The sequence below is a fragment of the Novosphingobium sp. PASSN1 genome (assembly GCF_002278815.1).
On record NZ_NKIS01000002.1, the window covers coordinates 61,022 to 82,743 of the forward strand.

Genomic DNA, 21,722 nt, shown 5'->3' on the forward strand with positions numbered 1-21,722 from the left:
TCATTTTGCCGGGGGTGGTGGTGGCGGCATGTCGCCCATGTCGCCGTGCATACCGTGCCCGCCCATGCCATGCTCACCCATGCCATGACCGCCCATTCTGTGGCCGCGATCCCCGCGCATGGCCTTCCAGGCTGCGCGGCGTTCGGCAGCGGTCAGCTTGCCATCGTGGTCGGTATCCGCCGTATCGAAGCGGGCCTTGGCGGCGGCATCATATTCGGCGCGGGTGATCGTGCCATCGTGGTTGGTATCGGCCTTTTCCGCCATTTCATGCATCCGGTGGGCACCGCGGCCCATCATCATGCCCATGCCCCCGCCCATCGGGGGGCGGCCTTCCGCGCCATCGCGGTCCTTGCCGCCGCCGTCCATCATGGCCTTGTGGTGGTCCATGAATTCGGCCTTGCTGATCGAGCCATCGTGATTGGCGTCGATCATGTCGAACATCTCGCCCATCTTGGCTTCGCGGTCGGCATGATTGAGCACACCGTCCTTGTTGACGTCGAGCTTCGTCCACATGGTATCAGCCTTGGCCTTGGCATCGGCCCAGGTGATGGTAGCATCGCCCATCGGATCGCGCCCGGGCTCGGCAAACGCGGGGTAGACGGCATAGAGCGCGGTGGAGGCGGCGAGCAGAACAGCCGCAGAGGCGGCCAGCGTGGTCTTTTTCATCGAACGCGGTCCTTTGTATGCGGAACGGGGGATTTCCGCTGTCTTCCCAATAGACCGGGGTTGTCGCAGGGTTATCCCGGTAGCGCAGTGTTTTGTCGCACTTTGTCGCGCTTCGGGCCTGTTTCAGCTCCCCATCACGAAGGCATTGAGCTTGTTGCCATCGGGATCGCGGAAATAGGCGGCATAGAACCCGCCTTCGCCGCGCGGGCCGGGAGGGCCTTCGCAGGTGCCGCCGTTGGCCAGCGCAGCGGCATAAAGCCGGTCCACTTGCGCATTATCCTTCGCTTCCAAGGCAACCATCACACCGTTGCCGACCGTCGCGGGCTCACCGTTGTAGGGCTTCATCAGGCCGATGCCCGCCGCGCCGCCTGCCTCGCCCCACGCAATCGCACCGTCCCATTCGTACATGCGCTTGGTGCCCATTTCGGCGGCCAGCGCATCATAGAATGCCGCGCCGCGCGCGAGATCGTTGGTTCCCAAAGTCACGTAGCCGATCATCTTAGCCTCCTCTTAGCCGAGTCGCGATAACCGGAACATAACACGAACAATCCCGCTTACAACGGGGCGCAAGCAGCCTCAAGCCACGCGAGGTCCGCGCCCGAGAGCTGCGGGGCGAGCAAGGCGCGGGTCTTGGCGTGATAGGCGTTCCACCAGTCGCGCTCGTGCTGGAGCAGCAGCGCGGGTTCGACCAGGGTTCGGTCGATGGGCGCGAACGTCAGCGTCTCGAAGCCCATGAACAGGCCTTCGGCGCCCGGGATCTGGCGCTCCTCGACCAAGACAAGGTTCTCGATGCGGATGCCGTATTCGCCCGCCTTGTAATAGCCGGGCTCGTTCGAGAGGATCATGCCGGGGAGCAGGGCCTGTCCGGTCCCGGCTTGCCCGCCCTGCGCCTTGGCGATGCGCTGCGGGCCTTCGTGGACGGCGAGGAAGCTGCCGACGCCGTGGCCGGTCCCGTGCGCATAATCGAGGCCAGCCGACCACAGGAACTGGCGCGCAAAGCTATCCAGCTGGCTGCCGACGGTGCCTTCAGGGAACACCGCTTGATCGAGCGCGATATGGCCCTTGAGCACGCGCGTGAAGCGGTCCTTCACTTCGCCCGGGGGGGCATCGGGGCCGACCCAGACGGTGCGGGTGATGTCGGTCGTGCCGTCGAGATATTGCCCGCCCGAATCCACGAGGTAGACGCTGTTCGGCTCGATCTTGCGGTTGGTGTGTTCATCCACCTTGTAGTGCGGGCTGGCGCCATTCGGCCCGGCGGCGGAGATCGTGTCGAACGACAAGTCGCGCAAGAGGCCGGTCTTCTCGCGCTCGGCGCGCAAGGCGGCGGCGGCGGAAAGTTCGGTTTCGGTGCCCTGCGGCGCGGCGGTCGAGAGCCAGTGCAGGAAGCGGGTGATCGCGGCCCCATCGCGCGCCTGCGCGGCGCGGTGGCCCGCCTGTTCGACCGGGTTCTTGCGGGCCTTGGGCAGCACGGTGGGATCGGTGAGCGAGACGGCCTCGGCCCCGGCAGCAGCCAGTTCGGCATAGATGGCCGCGACCGCGCGTTCGGGATCGACGGCGACTTTCTTGCCCGCCAGCGCGGCGAGCGCAGGGGTGAAAGCGGCGCGGTCCTGCACCCGCACCGCGTTGCCGAGGTGCTGGGCGAGTTCGGGCGTGACCTTCTCGGGCGCGATGAACAGGTCCGCCGTGCCGTCCGCATGGGCGAGCACGAACGAGAGCGCGACCGGCGTGCAGTCCACGTCCGACCCGCGCATGTTGAGCAGCCACGCGACCGAATCGAGTGCGGAAATGACGGCAGCATCCAGCCCGCGCGCGGTGAGCCACGCGGCGACTTCGGCGCGCTTTTCGTGGGCGGAGGCACCAGCGTATTCGTCGGCGTGAACGAGCGCGGGGGCGGCGGACGGCGCGGGGCGGTCCTGCCAGATGGCATCGATGGGGTTCTGCGCGACGGCGACAAGGGTGGCATTGCGCGCCTTGAGTGCGGCAGCGGTGCCATCGGCCCAGCCCTTGCCGTGGAGCCACGCGTCATAGCCGATGCGGCTGCCTGCGGGGGCGTGTTCGCCGAGCCATGCGGAGACCGAGGTCTGCGGCACGGACTCGTAGCTGTAGAGGCGCCCATCGACCTGTTCGCGCACTTGCAGCGTGTAGCGCCCGTCAACGAACATCGCGGCTTTGTCTTTCAGCACGACAGCTGTACCGGCCGAGCCGCCGAAGCCGGTCAGCCAGCCGAGGCGCTGGGCGTAGGCGCCAACATATTCGCTCATGTGCTCGTCGGAGATCGGGATGACGAAGCCATCGAGCTGCTGCCGCGCCAGTTCCTTGCGCAGGGCTTCGAGCCGGGCTTCATGGGTGTTCATCAGCATGGTGTCGTGTCCTGAAACGTGCTGCCTGCCTTGCGGGCTCATGCTTCGCACCATAGATGCGGGGGATGACGGAAACCACCCCCAAGGCCCTGAACGCTGCGCCGCCTGTCGCAGCCAAGAAACCCCACAGCTTCACCCACCACGGCGTGACGATCGAGGACCCGTACAACTGGCTCCGCGACCCCGGCTATCCCGAGGTCAAGGATGCCGAGGTGCTCGCGCACCTGGCGGCCGAGAACGCATGGTTCGAAGCGCGGATGAAGCCGCTGCAGCCCCCGGTCGAGACGCTGCTCACGGAGATGCGCGGGCGGATCAAGGAAGCCGACAAATCGGTGCCGCAGAAGGATGGCGATTGGCTCTACTGGATCGAATACGAGGAAGGCGCCGAGTACAAGAAGTGGTGGCGCAGGCCGGTGAGCGGCGGAGCGGACGAGCTGATCCTTGATGAAGTGGCGCTGGCCGAGGGCCTTGAATACTTCCGCCTCGGTGCGCTTTCGGTTTCCAGCGACGGACGACTGCTGGCCTGGGCGGTGGACGACAACGGATCGGAGCGCTTCACCGCGCGGATCAAGGTGATCGCAACTGGCGAAGTGCTGCCCGATGTGATCCCCGGCACGCTTTCCGCGCTCATCTGGGCGGCGGGTGACAAGGCGCTGGTCTACAGCCTCGCCAATGCGCAGTGGCGCACGGACAACGCGCGGCTGCACTGGCTGGGGACGCCGGTGGAAAGCGATGTCGAGCTGTATCACGAAGACGACGAGGGTTTCCGCGTTTCCGCAGGGCTTTCGGCGAACGACGAATGGCTGGTGATTGCGACCGGCGACCACGAGACGAGCGAGGTGCGGCTGGTGCCCGCCGCCAATCCGCTGGCCGCGCCGGTGCTGGTGCGGGCGCGGCAGACCGGGGTGGAGTACGACGTCGATGTGCGCGGGGACATGCTGTTCATCCACACCAACGACACCCACGAGAACTTCCGCCTCGCCACCGCGCCGCTGGCCAACCCCAGAGAATGGACGGCGCTGATCGAGGGGACGAACGATTTCTATCTGACCGGGTTCGACCTGTTTCGCGATTTCTATGTGACCGAAGGCCGGGTGCGCGGGCTCGACCGGATCGAGGTGCGCTATTACGACGATCCCGCGCGGGTGGAGCCGATTGCCTTTCCCGAAGCGAGCTATGAGGCCTCGCTCGGCGACAATCCGGAATGGGCGATGGACAAGCTGCGGGTCAGCTATGAATCGATGACCAGCCCGGCTTCGGTTTATGACTATCATGTGTCCGAAGGGCGGCTGGAACTGCTGAAGACGCAGGAGATCCCGAGCGGCTATGACGCCTCGCTCTACGAGACAGCGCGGCTGGAGATCACCGCACGGGATGGGACCTTGGTGCCGGTGTCGGTTGTCTGGCGCAAGGGCCGGGAAGCGGGCGGGCCGCTCTATCTCTATGGCTATGGCGCTTATGGCATTGCCATCGGGCCTGGGTTTTCGACCACGCGGCTCAGTCTGGTGGACCGGGGCTTTGCCTATGCCATCGCGCATATCCGGGGCGGCGATGATCTGGGCAGGGCGTGGTACAAGGCGGGCAAGCTGGAGCAGCGGACCAACACATTCAACGACTTTGTCGATGTGGCGAAGGGGCTGATCGCGGAAGGCTTCACGCAGGCAGGCCGGATCGCGATTGCGGGCGGATCGGCAGGCGGCGAACTGATGGGCGCGGTGATCAATTCCGATCCCGAACTGTGGGGTGCGGTGGCGGCGCATGTGCCGTTTGTCGATGTGCTCAGCACGATGCTGGACGAGGAACTGCCGCTGACGCCGGGCGAGTGGCCAGAATGGGGCAATCCGATCGAGGACAAGGCGGCGTTCGATCTCATCCGCTCCTACTCGCCCTACGATCAGGTGCGGGCACAGGCCTATCCGCCGATGCTGGTGACAGCGGGCCTAAACGATCCGCGCGTGACCTATTGGGAACCCGCCAAGTGGGTCGCGAAGCTGCGCGAGCTGAAGACCGACGCCAACGACCTGCTGCTGAAGACCAACATGGGCGCGGGGCATGGCGGCAAATCGGGCCGGTTCGAGGGCCTGCGTGAGACGGCGGAGGAGTTTGCCTTCATTCTGGCGCAGCTGGGCGTGGAAGGGTGACGGTACATTCCAAGACCTTCACCGCAGGACCTGAGCACATCGACGTGCTGGGGCACGTGAACAACGCAGTGTGGGTGCAGTGGATGGAGGCCGTCGCCACGTCGCACTGGGAAGCAGTGGCGAGCGCGGAGCAGCAAGCGGCCTATGTCTGGGTCGTGACGCGGCACGAGATCGACTATCGCGGCAATATCACGCTGGGCGAGAGCGTGACGGCGGAAACCTTCGTGCCCGATGCGCCGCGCGGTGCGCGGTTTGATCGGCGGGTGGATTTCCGCAATTCGGCAGGCAAGGTCATCGTCAGCGCGCGGACGCAGTGGGTGCTGATCGACAAGGCGAGCGGACGCATCCAGCGCGTGCCAGCGGAGATGGCAGCGCAGTTTACGGCCTAGGCGCTGCGCACCTGCAAATCTGGCGTGAAGCCGGTCAGGCGCTCATGCATCGTGCGATTGCGGCCGAGGCGCTTGGCTTCGTAGAGCAGCCGGTCACAGTGGCTGTAGAGCACGGCGAACTCGACATCGAGCTTGCCCGCCAGATCATGTTCGACCAGCCCCATGCTGGCGGTAACGATATGGCCGAGGCCGGGAACGGCTGCGGCGATGCGCGCGCTCAGCGCTCGGCGGGAGCGTTCGGCGCGTTCGGCCGCGCCGGGGCCGCGCAGCAGCAGCAGGAATTCCTCGCCGCCCATGCGGATCGCGCAGGATTCGCCGTCTTCGGCCAGCACGGTGGCCACCACCTTGAGCACGGCATCACCAACTGCGTGGCCGTGCCGGTCGTTGATCCGCTTGAAGTGATCGAGATCGATGACCGCCATCGTGCGATAGCCAAGGTGGAACAGATCGTTGAAGCGGCGCTCGATCGAATGGCGGTTCCACAGGCCCGTCAGCGCATCGCGGCCCGCGACGCCTTCCAGTTCAATCGCGCGGGCAGTGGCGAGATCCCGTTCACGCCGCAGGTCGAAGAAGCGGACCACGATGCCGAGCGTATTGCCGAGCACTTCCGCCGCAAGCGCAAGCTGGAACACGACGACCGATTCCGTCGGCCGGGCATGTGGTAGCATGTAGCAGCCGATGCGGTAGATGCCGACGAGCAGCGTCGGGCTCCAGCCGAGCAGGAGGAACGGGACGAGCTTGCTGCCTCGGCGCAGCGCATCGATCAGCCCCGCGACGATCAGCGTGATTGCCAGCGTGATCGCCCAGTAGATCCCGAGTGCGCTCCACGGACGCAGCGCTTCGACAGGAAGGGCGGTGAACACGCCGCCTGCCATGACCAGGGGCGCGCTGATGGGGAACGCCCGGCGCAGCAAAGGCGAGAGTGCTTCGGGTTCGAGGAACGTGACGAGGAACATCAACCCGGCGGCGGCAACCGCGCCAAAGCACAAGCTGTTGATCGCAATTTCGGTCGCGGCTTCGGGATCGCCAGCGATGTGGACGAACCCGGTTGCGAAAATCGTCTGCACCAGCATCAGGCCGACCATGACGAGGTGCCACAGCACGAAGGGCTTTCGCAGCACGAGGTAGAACCCCGCGTTGAGCAGCAGCGGCACGACCAGCATGCCGCAGATCGCGGCCATGGCAACAACCGTGGCCATGTCCCAGCCACTGCCTTCGGGCGCGCTGTCGAGCCGGGCTTCGCTTGCGATCGTCTTGTTCCACGGCTGGTCGATGCGCACGGTGACGAGGCGCGGGCGCGCCGCGGTTTGCGGCAAAGGCAAGACCATCAGCGGCCCGGCGATGAGATGACGGACAGAAGCCGAGGTGTAGTGCCCGGTGCGCACGGCACCCGTCTCGTCCACCACCCAGATCGTGACCGCGCGGAAGGGCGAGGCATGGGTCACAAGGCTTTGCGCGCGGGGCTGGGCCGGATCGGTCAGGCGGAAGCGCAGAAACAGGCTTTCAGGCCCGATATCGTATTCCGATGCTGCGCAGATCCAGCGATCCGGCGCACGGCGCAGATCGGCGTAGCCCTCGCGCGCATGGGCCGAGGCATGGCAAGTCTGGCTCGCCGCAATCGGCGCGGCCGCGGCAGGCAAGGCGAACAGGCCGGATAGCAGCGCCACCAGCCCGAACAGCACACATCTGCGCCAGATCCAGTCCATGCGGCGAAGACTGGCACAGATGAACTTAGAGCGAGGTTAATTCAGGCGAGCAATTCACCCGCAGGTCGATGCGGATAGCCAAGCTCGCGCGCGACCGCTGCATACGTCACCTTGCCCGCGTGGACGTTGAGCCCTGCGGCCAGATGCGGGTCGGCGGCAAGCGCGGCCTTCCAGCCCAGATCGGCGATCTTCAGCGTGTGCGGCAGGGTCACGTTGCCCAGCGCATACGTGCTGGTGCGCGCAACGCCGCCGGGCATGTTCGCCACGCAATAGTGGACGATGCCATCGACCAGATACGTCGGCTCGGCATGGGTCGTCGCGTGGCTGGTCTCGAAGCAGCCGCCCTGATCGATGGCGACATCGACCAGCACCGCGCCGGGCTTCATCGTGCCCAGCATTTCGCGCGTGACCAGCTTGGGCGCGGCAGCGCCGGGGATCAGCACCGCGCCGATCACGAGGTCCGCTTGCGCCACGCAATCGGCCAAGTTGGCGCGGTTGGAAAAGCGTGTCTTGGCGCGGCTTTCGAAATGGGTAGCAAGGCGTTCGAGCACTTCGGGATCGCGGTCGAGAATGGTGACGTCCGCGCCGAGCCCGACGGCCATCTGCGCCGCGTTGAAGCCGACTACGCCGCCGCCGATCACCGCGACCTTGGCCGGGAGCACGCCCGGCACGCCGCCCAGCAGCACGCCGCGCCCGCCGTGGGCCTTCTCCAGCGCGGTCGCCCCGGCCTGGATCGCCATGCGGCCGGCAACCTGGCTCATCGGTTTCAGCAGCGGGAGCTGGTTTCCGGGGCCGGTGACGGTTTCATAGGCAATGGCGGTGACGCCCGACTTTACCAGATCGGCGGTCTGCTCGGGATCGGGCGCGAGGTGGAGATACGTGAACAGGATCTGCCCTTCGCGCAGCTGCGCGCGCTCCACTGCCTGCGGCTCCTTGACCTTCACCACCAGTTCGCAGCCTGCAAAGATCGTGGCGGCATCGGGCTTGATGGCCGCGCCAGCCGCTTCATAGTCGCGGTCCGGCGCGCCGATGCCGAGCCCGGCACCGGTTTCGACCCAGACTTCGTGGCCATGCGCAGCCAGTTCGCGCACGCTCTCGGGCGTGAGGCCGACGCGGTATTCGTGGTTCTTGATTTCCCGGACAGTACCGACACGCATGACAGGCTCCTCTGGATCGCCGCTTGCGCCAGCATACGCCCGATGCCGCGCACTGTTTCACCTGATTGATGGCTTGCGATGCGCTGTTTCGGTGATATTTCCCGCGATAAGCCATTCTGACAGGAAATTCTTGCATGGACCGGATCGATGCCGCGCTGATTGATGCACTGCAGCGCGACTCGTCGCGGCCGATTGCGGCGCTGGCAGAAGCTGTCGCGCTCTCACCCTCCGCCTGCCATCGGCGCATCCGCGCGCTGGAGGAAGCGGGCGTGATCGACGGCTATGCCGCGCGAATCGAACCGCGCCGGATCGGCCTAGCGGTGGAGGTGTTCGTGGAAATCACGCTGACCAGCCAGAGCCGCGAGGCGATGGACCGCTTCGAACGCTCCGTGGGCGATTTCGATGACATTCTGGAATGCCACCTGATGTCCGGCGGGGCGGATTATCTGCTGCGCGTGGCGGCGGCGGACCTCGATCAGTATGACCACATCCACCGCGATTGCCTCGCGCGGCTGCCGGGCGTCTCTTCGATGCGGTCGAGCTTTTCGCTCAGACGGATCAAGCGGTTCGCGGGCTATCCGGTTCCCGGCGGACGGGCATAGGGGGCGCTTTGCGCGGGCGATCAGCTTTCTTGTCCGCGCTGTCGAGCAGGGTCAGGTCGCTGCCTGGCTCGTCCATCGCATAGCGTTCGCGCAGTTCCAGCTTGAACGCTGCGATGGCCTCTTCGTCCGGCAGGTGATCGACGGTGAAGCGCCGCACCACCAGTTCGTCTGCACTATCGAGCACGGTGAGAAACCGCGTCGTCACCGTTTCGGCAAGCCGGGTAACATCGAGCCCGTCGGCAATCGACCAGCGATGCTTGCCATACGTCACGATGCGGCGGCCGCAATGACGGCAAATGCTGTAGATCGCGCCATCATCCTCGTGCGCGCGCCAAGCCGTGGGCTGATGCTGCCGTGTGAACCAGCACTGGGACAGGGCTACATAGGGCACGCCTTGGCCTTTCCACGCGTTGCGACGGATCCCGGGCCCACGGACCGGGAAACCGGCGGCAGGGCTGCGGGCAGTTCGCTCTGCCGCCGGTCATCACAAGAGGACGGGCGCAACGTGGAAATCTTAAGGCAAGTGGCGGGACGCGCCGTGCGTCAGAGCGGATTTCCGTCCTTGTCGCGGTAAATCTCGCGCCGCCCGACATGGTTGGCCGGGCCGACGAAGCCGTCCGCTTCCATGCGCTCGATCCATTTGGAGGCGGTGTTGTAGCCAACGCCCATCTGGCGCTGGACCCAGCTGGCCGAAGCCTTCTGGCTTTCGAACACGAGCTGGCAGACCTGCCGGTACTTGCGTTCCTCGGGCGCGTCAGAGGCGGTCGCATCCAGATCGTCGAAGCCGAAGCTGCCGTCTTCCGGCTCTTCGGTGACGCTGTCGACATAGTCCGGGCTGCCCTGCCCGCGCCAGTGATCGGCGACGCGCTCCACCTCCTCGTCGCTGACGAAGGGGCCGTGGACGCGGCTGATTGCACCAGTGCTGGGCTTGTAGAGCATGTCGCCCTTGCCGAGCAGCTGTTCGGCGCCCTGTTCGCCCAGGATCGTGCGGCTGTCGATGCGGCTCGTCACGGCGAAGGAGATGCGGGTCGGCAGGTTGGCCTTGATCACGCCGGTGATGACGTCGACCGAAGGACGCTGCGTCGCCATGATGAGGTGGATGCCCGCGGCGCGGCTCTTTTGCGAAAGGCGCTGGATGAGGACTTCGATTTCCTTGCCGACGGTGACCATGAGGTCTGCGAGCTCGTCGACGATAACGACGATCTGCGGCAGCACCTGATAATCGAGCTGCTGCTCCTCGAACAGTTCCTCGCCCGTATCGGGATCGAAGCCGACCTGGATGCGGCGGCCGAGCGGCTTGCCCTTGCTGGCAGCAGCGCGGACCTTTTCGTTGAAACCGGCGATGTTGCGCACGCTGACCGAGGACATCATGCGGTACCGGCGTTCCATTTCCTCGACCGCCCATTTCAGCGCGCGCACGGCCTTCGAAGGCTCGGTCACCACGGGCGAGAGGAGGTGCGGAATATCGTCGTAGGACTTGAGCTCGAGCACCTTGGGGTCGACGAGGATCAGGCGGCACTGCTGCGGGGTGAGCCGGTAGAGCAGCGAAAGCAGGATGCAGTTGAGCCCGACCGACTTGCCCGAGCCGGTGGTGCCCGCCACCAGCAGGTGCGGCATGGTGGCAAGGTCTGCCACGATCGGCTCGCCCGCGATGTCCTTGCCGAGGATGATCGGCAACATGCCCTTGGAATTGACGAACTTGTCGCAGGAGACGAGCTCGTGGAACGAAACCATGTCGCGCACCGCATTGGGCAGTTCGATACCCATCACCGTGCGCCCCGGAATCGAGGAGACGCGCGCGGAAATGGCGCTCATGTTGCGGGCGATATCATCCGCAAGGCCGATGACGCGGCTGGCCTTGATGCCGGGGGCGGGCTCCAGTTCGTACATCGTGACGACCGGGCCGGTTCGCACAGCGGTGATTTCACCCTTCACGTTGAAATCGTCGAGCACGTTTTCGAGCAGGCGCGCGTTGCGTTCGAGCGCCAGCTTGTCGATCTTCGGCCCGGTGGAGACGGGCAACGGTTCGAGAATGTCGAGGCCGGGCAGCTCGTACTGATCGAACAGATCGCCCTGCCGCGCCTTGCCGGCCAGCTGCGCAGGCGCAGGCGGGCGCGAGGGATCGGTGATCTCGGTCGGGCGGCGGCGCGCGGAACCGGCTTCCGGCGCGGCAGGCGCTGCCTCAGCGTCGTCGTCCTCCGCCTCGGCGCGCGCTTTGGGCTGGCGCTTGGGCAGGAACGCGGTCACGCCTGTGGCAGCCTCACGCACCGGGCGATCACCGCGCCGCAGGAAACCGGGCATGCGCGGCAGGCGGTGCCAATCGAAGGCGAAGACTTGCGCGGTGACGACCAGCCCGGCGATGGCCGAAAGCCCGGCAGCCGCGCGGACGATCCACAGTTCAGCACCGGGCAGCAGGTGCGCCACGCCCCGGATCGCCGCTGCACCAAACAAGCCGCCGACGCCGCCCGCGCCTGCCGGGAGGGAGCCGCCCGGAGCCGTGAACATGAGCGCAAAGGCGGTGCCGACCAGCACCATCGCGAGGACGAGCAGGAGCGCGAGCCGCCACCATGCGGGAAGCGGAGCGAACCCTTCGTCTTCCTCGTCCATGTCGATCAGATCGCCGGCCGCATCCCACAGCCGCCGCGCGAAGACATAGAGCAGCGGCAACAGCAGCACGCCGGGCAGGCCGAAGAACAGAAGCACGCGCTCCGCCGCCCACGCGCCGGGGAGGCCCATCCAGTTTTCGACCGGACTGCCCGATGCCGTGCTGCCCGAAGGATCGGTTTGGGTATAGCTCGCCAGCGCAAGGCCGAGCGCGATCATCGCGGCAAACAGCAGCGCCGCGCCGATCAGCTCCGCACTGCGGCGGAAGCTGCGGCGCAGGATCGCGCGCCAATCACCTGCTCTGGCCGCGACTTTCGCATTGCGCCCCCCGGCTGGGGAAACGAGTGCCCGAGATGCCATCAAACCTGTCCCTTCTCGCGCTCTTCATGCGCCCGATCAGGGCATGGCGTCAAGAATTCATGGAGGGCCAAACCCTAGGAATTCCCGCGAGTCGCTTCGCTTCGACCGGTTCAGGCAAGGCCGTCGATAGCCGCCCAGCCCCACACCGGCAGCCGCGCCGCGCGCGCGGGGGTCATGCCGCCCAGCGCGATCACCGGAAGCGGCGAGCGGCGCGCGAGGGCGAGGAAGCGCAGCGGCCCGAGCACGGGTGCGCCGGGGTGCGAACGGGTCGGGAAAACTGGCGAGAGCAGCACGGCACTGGCCTGCGCGCGGACCGCTGCGCCGATTTCTACCAGCGAATGCGCGGTGGCGAGGCGCAGGCCGGGAGCGCGGCGCAGCGTCTGCGGCGCGCCATAGTGCCCATCGCTGCGCCACCCGCGCGCTTCTCCGGCGGTGATGATCAGCACGCCCCGCCGCTGGCAGAGCCGCCTTAGCACGGCGAACCGCGCGCGGCGGGCAGCGGGGGGCAGATGATAATGGCGAAACACCAACGCGCTGCCGCGCGGCAGGCGGGAAATGGCGGATTCCAGCCGTTCGTCATTGCGCGCATCGCTCAGCAGAACCGTCTGCGGGACAGGATGACACCGAACCATGCCGCGCGTATAGCACCGCGCCATGATCGATCCAGACACCGCTGACGCCCCGCTTGCTTCCGACCTCACCCCGCTGGCGGCAATCCGGGCACGCATCGCGCGGTCAGCCGCAATCGCGCAGCGCAAGGCGGAGGACGTGACGCTGGTGGCCGTGTCCAAGACCCATCCGGCAGAGGCGATCCTCCCGCTGATCGCCGAAGGGCAGCGCGTGTTCGGCGAGAACCGCGTGCAGGAAGCCGATGCCAAGTGGCCAGCGCTGCAAGAAGCCCATCCCGATGTGCGGCTCCATCTGATCGGGCAGCTTCAATCGAACAAGGCCCAAGAGGCGGTGCGCCGCTTCGATTGCATCCACTCGCTCGACCGGCCCTCGCTGCTGACAGCACTCGCCCGCGCGATGGACAGAGTGGGCCGCCAGGTGCCGCTGCTGGTGCAGGTCAATATCGGCGCGGAGGAGCAGAAGGGCGGCTGCGCAGTGGCCGATCTGCCCGCGCTGCTGGGCGAAGCGCGCGCGGCGGCGCTGCCGGTGATCGGGCTGATGTGCGTGCCGCCCGCGGGGATCGAGGCCGCGCCGTTCTTTGCGCTGCTGGCCAAGCTGGCGGACGATCACGGCCTGTCCGCCCGCTCGATGGGCATGAGCGACGACTTCGAGACGGCGGTCATGCTGGGCGCGACGCACGTGCGCGTCGGCTCGGCGCTGTTCGGCGCGCGCGGGTAAGCCGCCGCGCCTAGCCCTGATGCTTGGCGAGTTCGTCGCCGGTCAGCGTCACCATGTGCAGCAGGTTGGTCGAGCCCGGCGTGCCGAAGGGCACACCGGCCAGCGCGATGAGGCGCGAACCGGCCGTGCCGAAAGCGTGGCGCAGCGCCATGCGCTTGCCCTTGGCGATCATCTCCTCGAAGCTGCCGATATCCTTGGTGGTGACGGCATGCGCGCCCCACAGCAGGCCCAGCTTGCGTGCGGTCGTCGACGAAGGGGTCAGCACCAGCATGGGCGCGTCCGGGCGTTCGCGCGCGACGCGGCGGGCGGTGGAGCCCGATCCGGTGAACACGATGATCCCCGCAATCGGCAGCGCCTTGGCGATACTGGCGCAGGCTTCGGCCAGCGCATCGGCGGTAGTCGGATCGGGGCGCGTTTCGATGAAGTGGACGCGCGCGGCATAGCCGGGATCGTTTTCCACTTCGCTGGCGATGCGGTCCATGATCGTCACCGCTTCGACCGGCCAGGCACCCGCCGCCGTTTCGGCAGAGAGCATGACCGCATCGGCGCCATCGTAGACGGCGTTGGCGACGTCGGAGACTTCGGCGCGGGTCGGCGTCGGGCTCTCGATCATCGATTCGAGCATCTGGGTCGCGACCACCACCGGCTTACCCTCGCGCCGCGCCTTTTCGACGATGCGCTTCTGCAGCGGCGGCACTTGTTCGGGATTGAGCTCGACGCCAAGATCGCCGCGCGCGACCATCAGGCCGTCGGCGATTTCAAGAATTTCGTCTAGCCGGGCAATGGCCGCGGGCTTTTCTATCTTGGCCATCAGCGCGCCGTGGCCGCCCATCAGGCGGCGGGCTTCGGCGACGTCTTCGGGGCGCTGGACGAACGAGAGCGCGATCCAGTCCGCGCCCTGCGCCACCGCGAAAGCAAGGTCGCGGCGGTCCTTGTCGGTCATCGCCGGAACCGGGATCACCGCATCGGGGACATTGACGCCCTTGCGATCGGAAATCACGCCGCCGACTTCGGCCGAGCAGAGGATTTCACTGTCATCCGCCCGGATCACGCGCAGGCGCAGCTTGCCATCATCGATCAGAAGCCGCTGGCCGGGCCGCAGGATGCCGAACAGTTCGGGGTGCGGCAGCTGAACGCGGGTTTCGTCACCCGGTTCGGGATTGCGATCGAGCGTGAAGTGCGCGGAATGGCGGATGACCGCACGGCCATCCTTGAACTGGCCGACGCGCAGCTTGGGGCCCTGCAGATCGCACAGGATCGTGATGGGTCGTCCCACCTTGCGCTCCAGCGCGCGGATCGCAGTGATCGTTTCAGCGTGGACGGCGTGATCGCCGTGGCTCATGTTGACGCGGAACGCATCGACCCCGGCGCGCAGCAGCTTTTCGAGCATCTCGGGCGACCGGCTGGCAGGGCCAACTGTGGCAAGGATTTTCACCTTGCGCCCACGGGGATCCAGTCTTGCCACGTCCATCACCTCGAATTGAATGCGGACGCCCTATGGCCTACCTACCTGCAAAACCCAAGGACGAAGCACATGGATACGAATGCAGAATTGACATCGCCCGATGCGCTTGATGCGCTGCCCGACGCTGTGGCGGCGGCAGCATTTCGCCGTCTCGTCAGGCATTTGCGCCAGCGGCATGATGCGCAGAACATCGATCTGATGGGGCTGGCGGGATTCTGCCGCAATTGCCTGGCGGACTGGATCAACGATGCCGGCGCAGGCCTTGAGAAAAGCGCAGCGCGCGAAGTGATCCACGGCCTTGCCGCCGATGAATGGAAGACACGCTACCAGACCGAGGCCACGCCCGAGCAGCTTGCCCGCATGGCCGAGAGCATGAAACGCAACGCTCCGGGGCATTGACCGCTTGTACGCGGAACGGCCCGCTCTCCCCCCGGAAGAGCGGGCCGCCGCGCGTCTCTGGCACTTCGACTTGCGAAAGTGCGAAAGATCAGGTCATGCTTGATCAGGCGACGATGGCGAAATCGTTGTAGGCCAGACCCGCCGTGGCGTAGTTCACGATGGTCGCGATCTGGACTGCGGCCTCGCCGCCCACCCCGTCCACATCATAGTAGAGCGCGCCGCTGCTGGTGTTGTAGACCAGCCGATCTTCGGCATCAGCCGCCGTGGTGGCACCCGCTGCGGCGTGGAACTGATCGGCGGTGATCAAGCCGGTCGCACCGAAGCCATCATAAATGGCGATGCTGAGTACGACCTTGTCGCGCTGCAAATGGGAGAAGTCGTTGATGGTGTCGGCATTGTCGGCTGTCGGCGCAACGTCGAACACGAAATAGTCGCGCCCCGAACCGCCGGACAGAGAGTCGTTGCCCTCACCGCCATAAAGCTTGTCGTCGCCCACGCCGCCGCCGAGGCGATCATCGCCGAGCCCGCCATAGATCTTGTCGTTGCCGCGGCCGCCGCTGATCAGGTCGTCGCCGCCGAAGCCGGAGATGAGGTCTGACCCAGCTGAGCCCTGAATGATATCATTCCTGACTGTGCCGTTCAGGATTTCATTGATGACATTACCGACGGAGACATGCAGCGTCTGTGTATCGGACACTTGTCCGTCGCTCACCCTCACGATCACATCATAAACATTGTTGGCGCCCACATCAGTCGGCTTCTCGAAGTTCGGCGCCGTGATGAAGCTGAGCGCACCTTTCGAGCTGATCTGGAATTTGCCGGCATCCGCACCGCCGACGATCGAATAGGTCAGGCTTGCGCCGGGGTCGACGTCGCTTGCGACAATCCTGCCCACGGTGCGGCTGTTTTCGAGCACGGTGTAGCTTGCTTCCGAGCCTCCGCCGCCCGAGGTGATCAGCGGTGCATCGTTGACCGGGTCGATGGTCAGCGTGAACGTGTCGGTGGCCGTGTATTCGCCGTCGCTGGCAGCAACCTTCAGGACAATTTGGCCCGTGAAGTTGGCGGGCGGCGTGCCCGTGAAGGTCTGGGTCGCGGCATCGAAGCTCAGCCATGCCGGCAGCGGCGAGCCGTTGGCCAGCGTGGCGGAGAGCGTCAGCACATCACCATCGGGATCACTGAAGGCGCCGGACGGAACCGTGAAGCTCAGCGCACTGTCTTCCTCGATCGAGACGTCGGTGATCGACGCGGCGAGGACCGGAGCCTGGTTGAGCTGAAGCGTGATGGTCGTGTCTGCGAACTTGACGGTGGGGATGCCGACCAGCGTGTCGGTGCCATCATCGCCGTCGTCCGTGTTGGTATCGACCACCTGCCAGGTGTTTCGACCAATTTTGGTGAGGGTGTAGTCGGCTTCGTTGCCGGCATAGATCGCAGCGGCGAGATGTGCGCTGCTCACAAGGTAGTCGTCGCCTGCACCGCCGGTGAGTTTGTCCGCACCCAGACCCGCAGTCAGCGTATCATTCTGGGCGGAACCCGTGAGCGCGACTGCAGCGCCGGTATTGGTCACGGCAAAACCGGTTCCGCCGCCAGCAAGGCCGAGATCGATGGCAAAGCCGGCGGTGGTGATGTTCACCGTGCCGTCGTTGATCGTCGCAGCCGTTGCGGCCCACGCCGCGATCGCAGTTGCATTGGCGATGGCGCCCGGTCCGACGCTGAGGTCGTCGTTGCCGTTGCCAAGATCGTTGATCGTGTCGGTATCATCGTTGACGATGAACAGATCATCGCCGCTTCCGCCAATCAGCGTGTCGTTGCCGTAGCCGCCATCAAGCTGGTCATTGTCACCGCCGCCATCGAGCGTATCGTTGGCATCTTCGCCGAACAGCGTGTCTTCGCCGTTGCCACCGAAAATCTGGTCATCGCCGCCGCGACCGTGCAGCTCGTCGACACCATCGAGACCATAGATCAAATCTACGCCATTATTGCCAACTATGTAGTCGTTTCTGACGCCGCCAACATCGCCATAAAGTGTCTGAGCCATCTGCGTACTTTCCCATAGTCCCGATGGAGGCCCTCTTAACTGCGGAAACCTTGCCATCCGGTAATGAGACTGGTTAACGACCTGCGCCGTCTTGTTAGGTATAGGTGACGATCCCCAAGCCATTTTCAGCCTGAGAGATGGCGCAGATCCGCGCAGACGAAACGATTGCGCGTACCATTTTCTACAGATCGGCCAGGCGCCGAATCCAAATGAAAAGGCGCGGGAGTTGCCCCCCGCGCCCTTCCTTGTAGCAATGCGGCTTGCTGCCGATCAGCGCTTGCTGAACTGGAAGCTCTTGCGCGCCTTGGCCTTGCCGTACTTCTTGCGTTCGACAACGCGCGGGTCGCGGGTGAGGAACCCGGCGGCCTTCACGGCGCTGCGCAGCGCGGGCTCGAACTTCGAGAGCGCCTGCGAGATGCCGTGCTTGACCGCACCGGCCTGACCCGAGAGACCGCCGCCCTTGACGGTGGCGATCACGTCGTACTGACCCGAACGGTCAGCGACTTCGAACGGCTGGTTGATGACGAGACGCAGCGTCGGACGTGCAAAATACACTTCCTGATCGCGGCCATTGACGGTGATCTTGCCCGAGCCGGGCTTGATCCACACGCGGGCAACGGCGTCCTTGCGGCGGCCGGTGGCGTAGGAACGGCCCTGGGCGTCAACCTCACGCTCGCGCAGCGGCGCGGCGGGGCCGGTCGGAGCGCGGGGCGCTTCGGGGGTGTCCGAGGCAGCGGCAGGAGCGGCGGGAGCAGCCGAGGTCAGATCCTTGAGATCCGCGAGGCTGGAGACGGTATCGGTTTCAGACATGTCTTACGCACCCACCTTGTTCTTGCGGTTCATCGAAGCGACGTCGAGCGGCTCGGGCTGCGTCCCGGCGTGGGGATGTTCAGCGCCGGCATAGAGATGCAGCGCGCGCATCTGCGCCCGGCCGAGCGGGCCGCGCGGGATCATGCGCTCAACCGCCTTTTCGAGCACGCGCTCAGGGAAGCGGCCGCCGAGGACCTTGTCCGCGGTGACTTCCTTGATGCCGCCGGCATAGCCGGTGTGCTTGTAGTAGATCTTGTCCTTGAGCTTGTTGCCCGTCAGACGCACCTTGTCGGCGTTGATCACGACAACGTGATCGCCGCAATCGACGTGCGGGGTGTAGCTCGGCTTGTGCTTGCCGCGCAGGTGATTCGCGATGATCACCGCGAGACGGCCGACAACGAGGCCATCGGCATCGATAAGATGCCACTTCTTTTCCACCTCAGCCGGTTTGATCGACCGGGTGATTTTCGTGAGCGCCTTCATGGCTGAAACCCATCCTAGGATAGTGATACGCTACAGGCGAGCCGAAGCCCGACCCATGGCGAGGAAGCGCGCCTTTGTTGCAAGCGGGCGAAAGAGTCAAGCAAACGGCGGGTTTTCGGAGAGGTAAAATAATACCTCTCGCTTAAACTGGCTTCCCCAGCCGGTGCGCGCCCCATGCTGCGCAGGCCACCAGCAGCGCGCCCGTCAGCTGGTGGAGGACAGCGATCCAGATCGTCACGCCGCTCATCACCGTGGCGATGCCGAGCACGATCTGCGTGCCGAACGCGCTGTGGATCGCGACCGAAACCGGACGCGCACCCGCATGGCGGAGCTTGCGGCCCATCACCACCAGCACGGCAACGACCGCCCAGGCCCACCAGCGGTGGATGAAGTGGACGAGGTAGGGATCGGAGAACAAGGCGTGCGCCGCGCCCAGCGACCATTCGATACCCGCCGGGAAAACCGCGCCCTGCATCAGCGGCCAGACATCCCAATTGAACCAGCCGCCGCCCGCCACGGTGCCCGCACGCATCCCCGCCAACAGCGCGCCGTAGAACAACTGCACCAGCAGCATGACGAGCGCGAGCGCGGCAAAGCCGGTCAGCCGGGCGCGCGGTTCACCCCGCGCCAGCGCGCGCAGATCGAGCAGGGTCCAGGTGACGCCCGACAGCGTGGTGAGCGCGACGAGGAGATGTGCAGCGAGGCGGAAATGGCTGACCTTCACATCATGGACGATGCCGGACTTGACCATCCACCAGCCGATCGCGCCCTGCAACGCGCCCAGCGCCAGCAATGCCAGCAAGCGCGGCTTGTAGCCAGCGGGGATCTGCCCGCGCATCCAGAACCACGCCAGCGGTAGCGCAAAGGCCATGCCGATGGCGCGGGCCAGCAGGCGGTGGACCCATTCCCAGAAGAAAATGAACTTGTAGGTGGCCAGCGTCATGCCCGCCGGGCCATTGACCAGCACGTATTGCGGGGTCTGCTGGTACTTCGCGAATTCGGCCTGCCAATCCGCGTCCGTCAGCGGGGGAAGCGCGCCCGAGACGGGCTTCCATTCGGTGATCGAGACGCCCGATTCGGTAAGGCGCGTGATCCCGCCCACGACCACGATGGCGATGATCATGAGGGCGACCACGAGCAGCCAGCGGGCCAGCGCGAGCGGCGCAGGGTTGGCGGTGCGAAAACGGGCCGGGGCCTTGGCAGCAGCATCCATGGCCGCGCCTCTGCTCGCGAGACAGCCGAAACGCAAGCGCCAATGGGGGCATGCATGGCCTTGGGAATACGGGAATCGCCAGAGTCCCGCATGAGCATTGCGTTATGTGATGTTATTACATATAGCCCTGACGATGACCGAGGGCCCCGATCTCTTTCCCGCCAGTGCGCGCGGCCGATTCGACCGGCTGGGCGTCCTGATCAGCGGACTGTGCATGGTGCACTGCCTTGCCGGGCTGTTCCTGATCGGCGTGTTGGGGCTGGGCGGCGGTGCGCTGCTCAATCCGGCGATCCACCGCTTCGGGCTGGTGGCTGCGTTCATCGTCGGCATGGTCACCATCGGTACGGGCGCGCTGCGCCACGGGCACCGTCTGCCGCTGGCGCTCGGCACCACTGGCCTTGCGCTGATGGCCGCCGCCATCGCCAGCGATCATGGCACGGCTGAGGCGCTGCTGACGATCTGCGGCGTGGTGCTCGTGGCATCTGCCCATATCGTCAACCTGCGCCGGAGCGGCTGCTGACCGCTTGCCCGCCTGATACCTTGCAACAGGCGTAACCGGCGCTAAAGCCCGGCGCATGTCCTCAGAACTTTCCCTCACCATCAACGGCGAACCGCGCCGCGCCGCGCCCGGTTCGATTGCCGATCTCGTCCGGACTCTCGCACTCGATCCTGCCAAGGTCGCGGTGGAGCGCAATGGCGAGATCGTGCCGCGCTCGACACTGGCAGCCGTGGCGATTGCCGATGGCGATGTGCTGGAGATCGTGCACTTCGTGGGCGGCGGACAGGCTGACGACACGTGGACCGTGGCCGGACGGACGTTCCGCTCGCGGCTCATCGTCGGCACCGGCAAGTACAAGGACTTCGCGCAGAACGCAGCGGCGGTCGAAGCTTCGGGCGCGGAGATCGTCACCGTCGCGGTGCGCCGCGTCAACGTCAGCGATCCCAAGGCGCCGATGCTGACCGACTTCATCGACCCGAAGAAGATCACCTACCTCCCCAACACCGCCGGATGCTTCACCGCCGAAGACGCGATCCGCACGCTGCGGCTAGCGCGTGAGGCGGGCGGCTGGGATCTGGTAAAGCTCGAAGTGCTGGGCGAGGCGCGCACGCTCTATCCCAACATGATCGAAACCATCCGCGCCACCGAAGTGCTGGCCAAGGAAGGCTTCCTGCCGATGGTCTACTGCGTGGACGATCCCATCGCGGCGAAGCAGCTGGAAGACGCGGGCGCGGTTGCAGTCATGCCGCTGGGTGCGCCGATCGGCTCCGGCCTCGGCATCCAGAACCGCGTAACGATCCGCCTGATCGTGGAAGGCGCGAAAGTGCCGGTGCTGGTCGATGCCGGAGTTGGCACCGCAAGCGATGCCGCCGTGGCGCTGGAACTGGGATGCGACGGCGTGCTGATGAACACCGCCATCGCGGAGGCCAAGGACCCGATCCGCATGGCCCGCGCCATGAAGGCTGCCGTGGAAGCGGGGCGCGACGCCTATCTGGCGGGGCGCATGGGCACGCGCAAGTATGCCGATCCTAGCAGTCCGCTGGCGGGGTTGATTTGATCAGGAGACTTTTGTCGGAATTCGCCCATGCGGACGTCAGATAAGCGGGCTCGGATGCCCTAAAAATCGCAATCAGAGACTGCGACTGCGCTTTTCCCGACGCCGCACCAGAAGCGTCGCATTCGCCTCTGTTGGCGATGGCAATGGTCGATCAGTTCTTACGATGTGATATGCGCCACAGTTGTCGTCCGGGCAGCCACACGGAATGGTGTCTACGTGGTATCGTTCCTTGCCCTCGCGGGCCTGTATACTGTTCACCTTCTCGACACTCTTGAGTGTGTCGATGATCGCGTTGCGCTTTAGAAATTTTCCGGACATCCGACCTTCCTTCGGACACATCTTGCCATGACGCTATGTCGTTCGCAACGGCCGCTTCCCACCATTTCCCGCCGAACCTCATGCAGTTGACAGGCCGAGCTGTGCCGCCCC

The 21,722-nt window shown here is 65.6% G+C and carries 20 protein-coding genes; 7 read left to right on the plus strand and 13 right to left on the minus strand.

The genetic code is table 11. The annotated features are described in order from the left end of the window. The 3 genes from CFE35_RS03205 to CFE35_RS03215 form a co-directional block, all read right to left on the minus strand. Positions 1–666 carry an EF-hand domain-containing protein gene (locus CFE35_RS03205; protein WP_292927900.1) on the minus strand — a complete coding sequence of 222 codons (666 nt, stop codon included), beginning with the start codon at positions 664–666 and terminating at the stop codon, positions 1–3. A gap of 123 nt (positions 667–789) precedes the next feature. Further along, positions 790–1,164 carry a VOC family protein gene (locus CFE35_RS03210; protein WP_292927902.1) on the minus strand — a complete coding sequence of 125 codons (375 nt, stop codon included), beginning with the start codon at positions 1,162–1,164 and terminating at the stop codon, positions 790–792. Positions 1,165–1,220: 56 nt separating this feature from the next. Next, positions 1,221–3,020: an aminopeptidase P family protein gene (locus tag CFE35_RS03215; RefSeq protein ID WP_292928841.1), complete on the minus strand. Its 1,800-nt coding sequence runs from the start codon at positions 3,018–3,020 to the stop codon at positions 1,221–1,223. 62 nt (positions 3,021–3,082) lie between these two features. Between CFE35_RS03215 and CFE35_RS03220 the strand changes: the two genes are divergently transcribed. Then, the gene (locus CFE35_RS03220) at positions 3,083–5,167 is read left to right on the plus strand and encodes a S9 family peptidase (protein ID WP_292927904.1); all 2,085 of its coding nucleotides are present in this window, start codon (positions 3,083–3,085) and stop codon (positions 5,165–5,167) included. Next, positions 5,164–5,556 carry an acyl-CoA thioesterase gene (locus tag CFE35_RS03225; RefSeq protein ID WP_292927906.1) on the plus strand — a complete coding sequence of 131 codons (393 nt, stop codon included), beginning with the start codon at positions 5,164–5,166 and terminating at the stop codon, positions 5,554–5,556. Before CFE35_RS03220 ends, CFE35_RS03225 begins: the two co-directional genes overlap by 4 nt. On the opposite strand, the gene CFE35_RS03230 is transcribed toward CFE35_RS03225, so the two are convergent. Both CFE35_RS03230 and ald read right to left on the minus strand, forming a co-directional pair. Next, the gene (locus CFE35_RS03230; RefSeq protein ID WP_292927908.1) at positions 5,553–7,262 is read right to left on the minus strand and encodes a diguanylate cyclase; all 1,710 of its coding nucleotides are present in this window, start codon (positions 7,260–7,262) and stop codon (positions 5,553–5,555) included. The two genes, CFE35_RS03225 and CFE35_RS03230, sit on opposite strands and share 4 nt — an antisense overlap. A 41-nt stretch (positions 7,263–7,303) precedes the next feature. Beyond that, positions 7,304–8,419, minus strand: coding sequence for an alanine dehydrogenase (gene ald / locus CFE35_RS03235; RefSeq protein ID WP_292927910.1), 1,116 nt, complete (start codon positions 8,417–8,419; stop codon positions 7,304–7,306). A gap of 134 nt (positions 8,420–8,553) precedes the next feature. Here ald and CFE35_RS03240 point away from each other — a divergent pair, with 134 nt between their 5' ends. Beyond that, the gene (locus CFE35_RS03240) at positions 8,554–9,021 is read left to right on the plus strand and encodes an Lrp/AsnC family transcriptional regulator (RefSeq protein WP_292927912.1); all 468 of its coding nucleotides are present in this window, start codon (positions 8,554–8,556) and stop codon (positions 9,019–9,021) included. On the opposite strand, the gene CFE35_RS03245 is transcribed toward CFE35_RS03240, so the two are convergent. The 3 genes from CFE35_RS03245 to CFE35_RS03255 all read right to left on the minus strand — a co-directional run bounded on the left by CFE35_RS03245 (position 8,978) and on the right by CFE35_RS03255 (position 12,641). Further along, complete coding sequence (locus CFE35_RS03245) at positions 8,978–9,412, minus strand: hypothetical protein (RefSeq protein ID WP_292927914.1); 435 nt, start codon at positions 9,410–9,412, stop codon at positions 8,978–8,980. The two genes, CFE35_RS03240 and CFE35_RS03245, sit on opposite strands and share 44 nt — an antisense overlap. Before the next feature lie 152 nt (positions 9,413–9,564). Then, positions 9,565–11,985 (minus strand): DNA translocase FtsK 4TM domain-containing protein, encoded by a 2,421-nt coding sequence (locus CFE35_RS03250; RefSeq protein WP_292927916.1) that lies wholly within the window; start codon positions 11,983–11,985, stop codon positions 9,565–9,567. 110 nt (positions 11,986–12,095) lie between these two features. After that, the gene (locus CFE35_RS03255) at positions 12,096–12,641 is read right to left on the minus strand and encodes a thiamine phosphate synthase (protein WP_292927918.1); all 546 of its coding nucleotides are present in this window, start codon (positions 12,639–12,641) and stop codon (positions 12,096–12,098) included. Between CFE35_RS03255 and CFE35_RS03260 the strand changes: the two genes are divergently transcribed. Further along, complete coding sequence (locus CFE35_RS03260; protein WP_292927920.1) at positions 12,640–13,332, plus strand: YggS family pyridoxal phosphate-dependent enzyme; 693 nt, start codon at positions 12,640–12,642, stop codon at positions 13,330–13,332. The genes CFE35_RS03255 and CFE35_RS03260 overlap by 2 nt on opposite strands. A 10-nt stretch (positions 13,333–13,342) precedes the next feature. Here CFE35_RS03260 and pyk read toward each other — a convergent pair whose 3' ends face one another. Next, entirely contained in the window at positions 13,343–14,803 is a 1,461-nt protein-coding gene (gene pyk, locus CFE35_RS03265; RefSeq protein ID WP_292927922.1) for a pyruvate kinase, read from the minus strand. Positions 14,804–14,866: 63 nt separating this feature from the next. Between pyk and CFE35_RS03270 the strand changes: the two genes are divergently transcribed. Then, a complete protein-coding gene (locus CFE35_RS03270; protein ID WP_292927924.1) occupies positions 14,867–15,196 on the plus strand; it encodes a DUF1244 domain-containing protein in 330 nt (109 codons plus the stop codon). A 103-nt stretch (positions 15,197–15,299) separates the two neighbouring features. Here CFE35_RS03270 and CFE35_RS03275 read toward each other — a convergent pair whose 3' ends face one another. The 4 genes from CFE35_RS03275 to CFE35_RS03290 form a co-directional block, all read right to left on the minus strand. Next, positions 15,300–17,231: a putative Ig domain-containing protein gene (locus CFE35_RS03275; RefSeq protein WP_292927926.1), complete on the minus strand. Its 1,932-nt coding sequence runs from the start codon at positions 17,229–17,231 to the stop codon at positions 15,300–15,302. A gap of 270 nt (positions 17,232–17,501) precedes the next feature. Then, the gene (gene rpsI / locus CFE35_RS03280) at positions 17,502–18,041 is read right to left on the minus strand and encodes a 30S ribosomal protein S9 (RefSeq protein ID WP_292927928.1); all 540 of its coding nucleotides are present in this window, start codon (positions 18,039–18,041) and stop codon (positions 17,502–17,504) included. A gap of 3 nt (positions 18,042–18,044) precedes the next feature. Continuing rightward, on the minus strand, positions 18,045–18,524 hold the full coding sequence (gene rplM / locus CFE35_RS03285) for a 50S ribosomal protein L13 (RefSeq protein WP_292927930.1): 480 nt from the start codon (positions 18,522–18,524) through the stop codon (positions 18,045–18,047). 142 nt (positions 18,525–18,666) lie between these two features. Then, complete coding sequence (locus CFE35_RS03290) at positions 18,667–19,737, minus strand: COX15/CtaA family protein (protein WP_292927932.1); 1,071 nt, start codon at positions 19,735–19,737, stop codon at positions 18,667–18,669. Between the two features lie 133 nt (positions 19,738–19,870). On the opposite strand from CFE35_RS03290, the gene CFE35_RS03295 reads away from it, so the two are divergent. Then, the gene (locus tag CFE35_RS03295; protein ID WP_292927934.1) at positions 19,871–20,257 is read left to right on the plus strand and encodes a MerC domain-containing protein; all 387 of its coding nucleotides are present in this window, start codon (positions 19,871–19,873) and stop codon (positions 20,255–20,257) included. Between the two features lie 55 nt (positions 20,258–20,312). Further along, positions 20,313–21,293, plus strand: a complete 981-nt coding sequence (gene thiS, locus CFE35_RS03300) for a sulfur carrier protein ThiS (protein ID WP_292927936.1) — start codon at positions 20,313–20,315, stop codon at positions 21,291–21,293. The last annotated feature ends 429 nt before the right edge of the window (positions 21,294–21,722 follow it).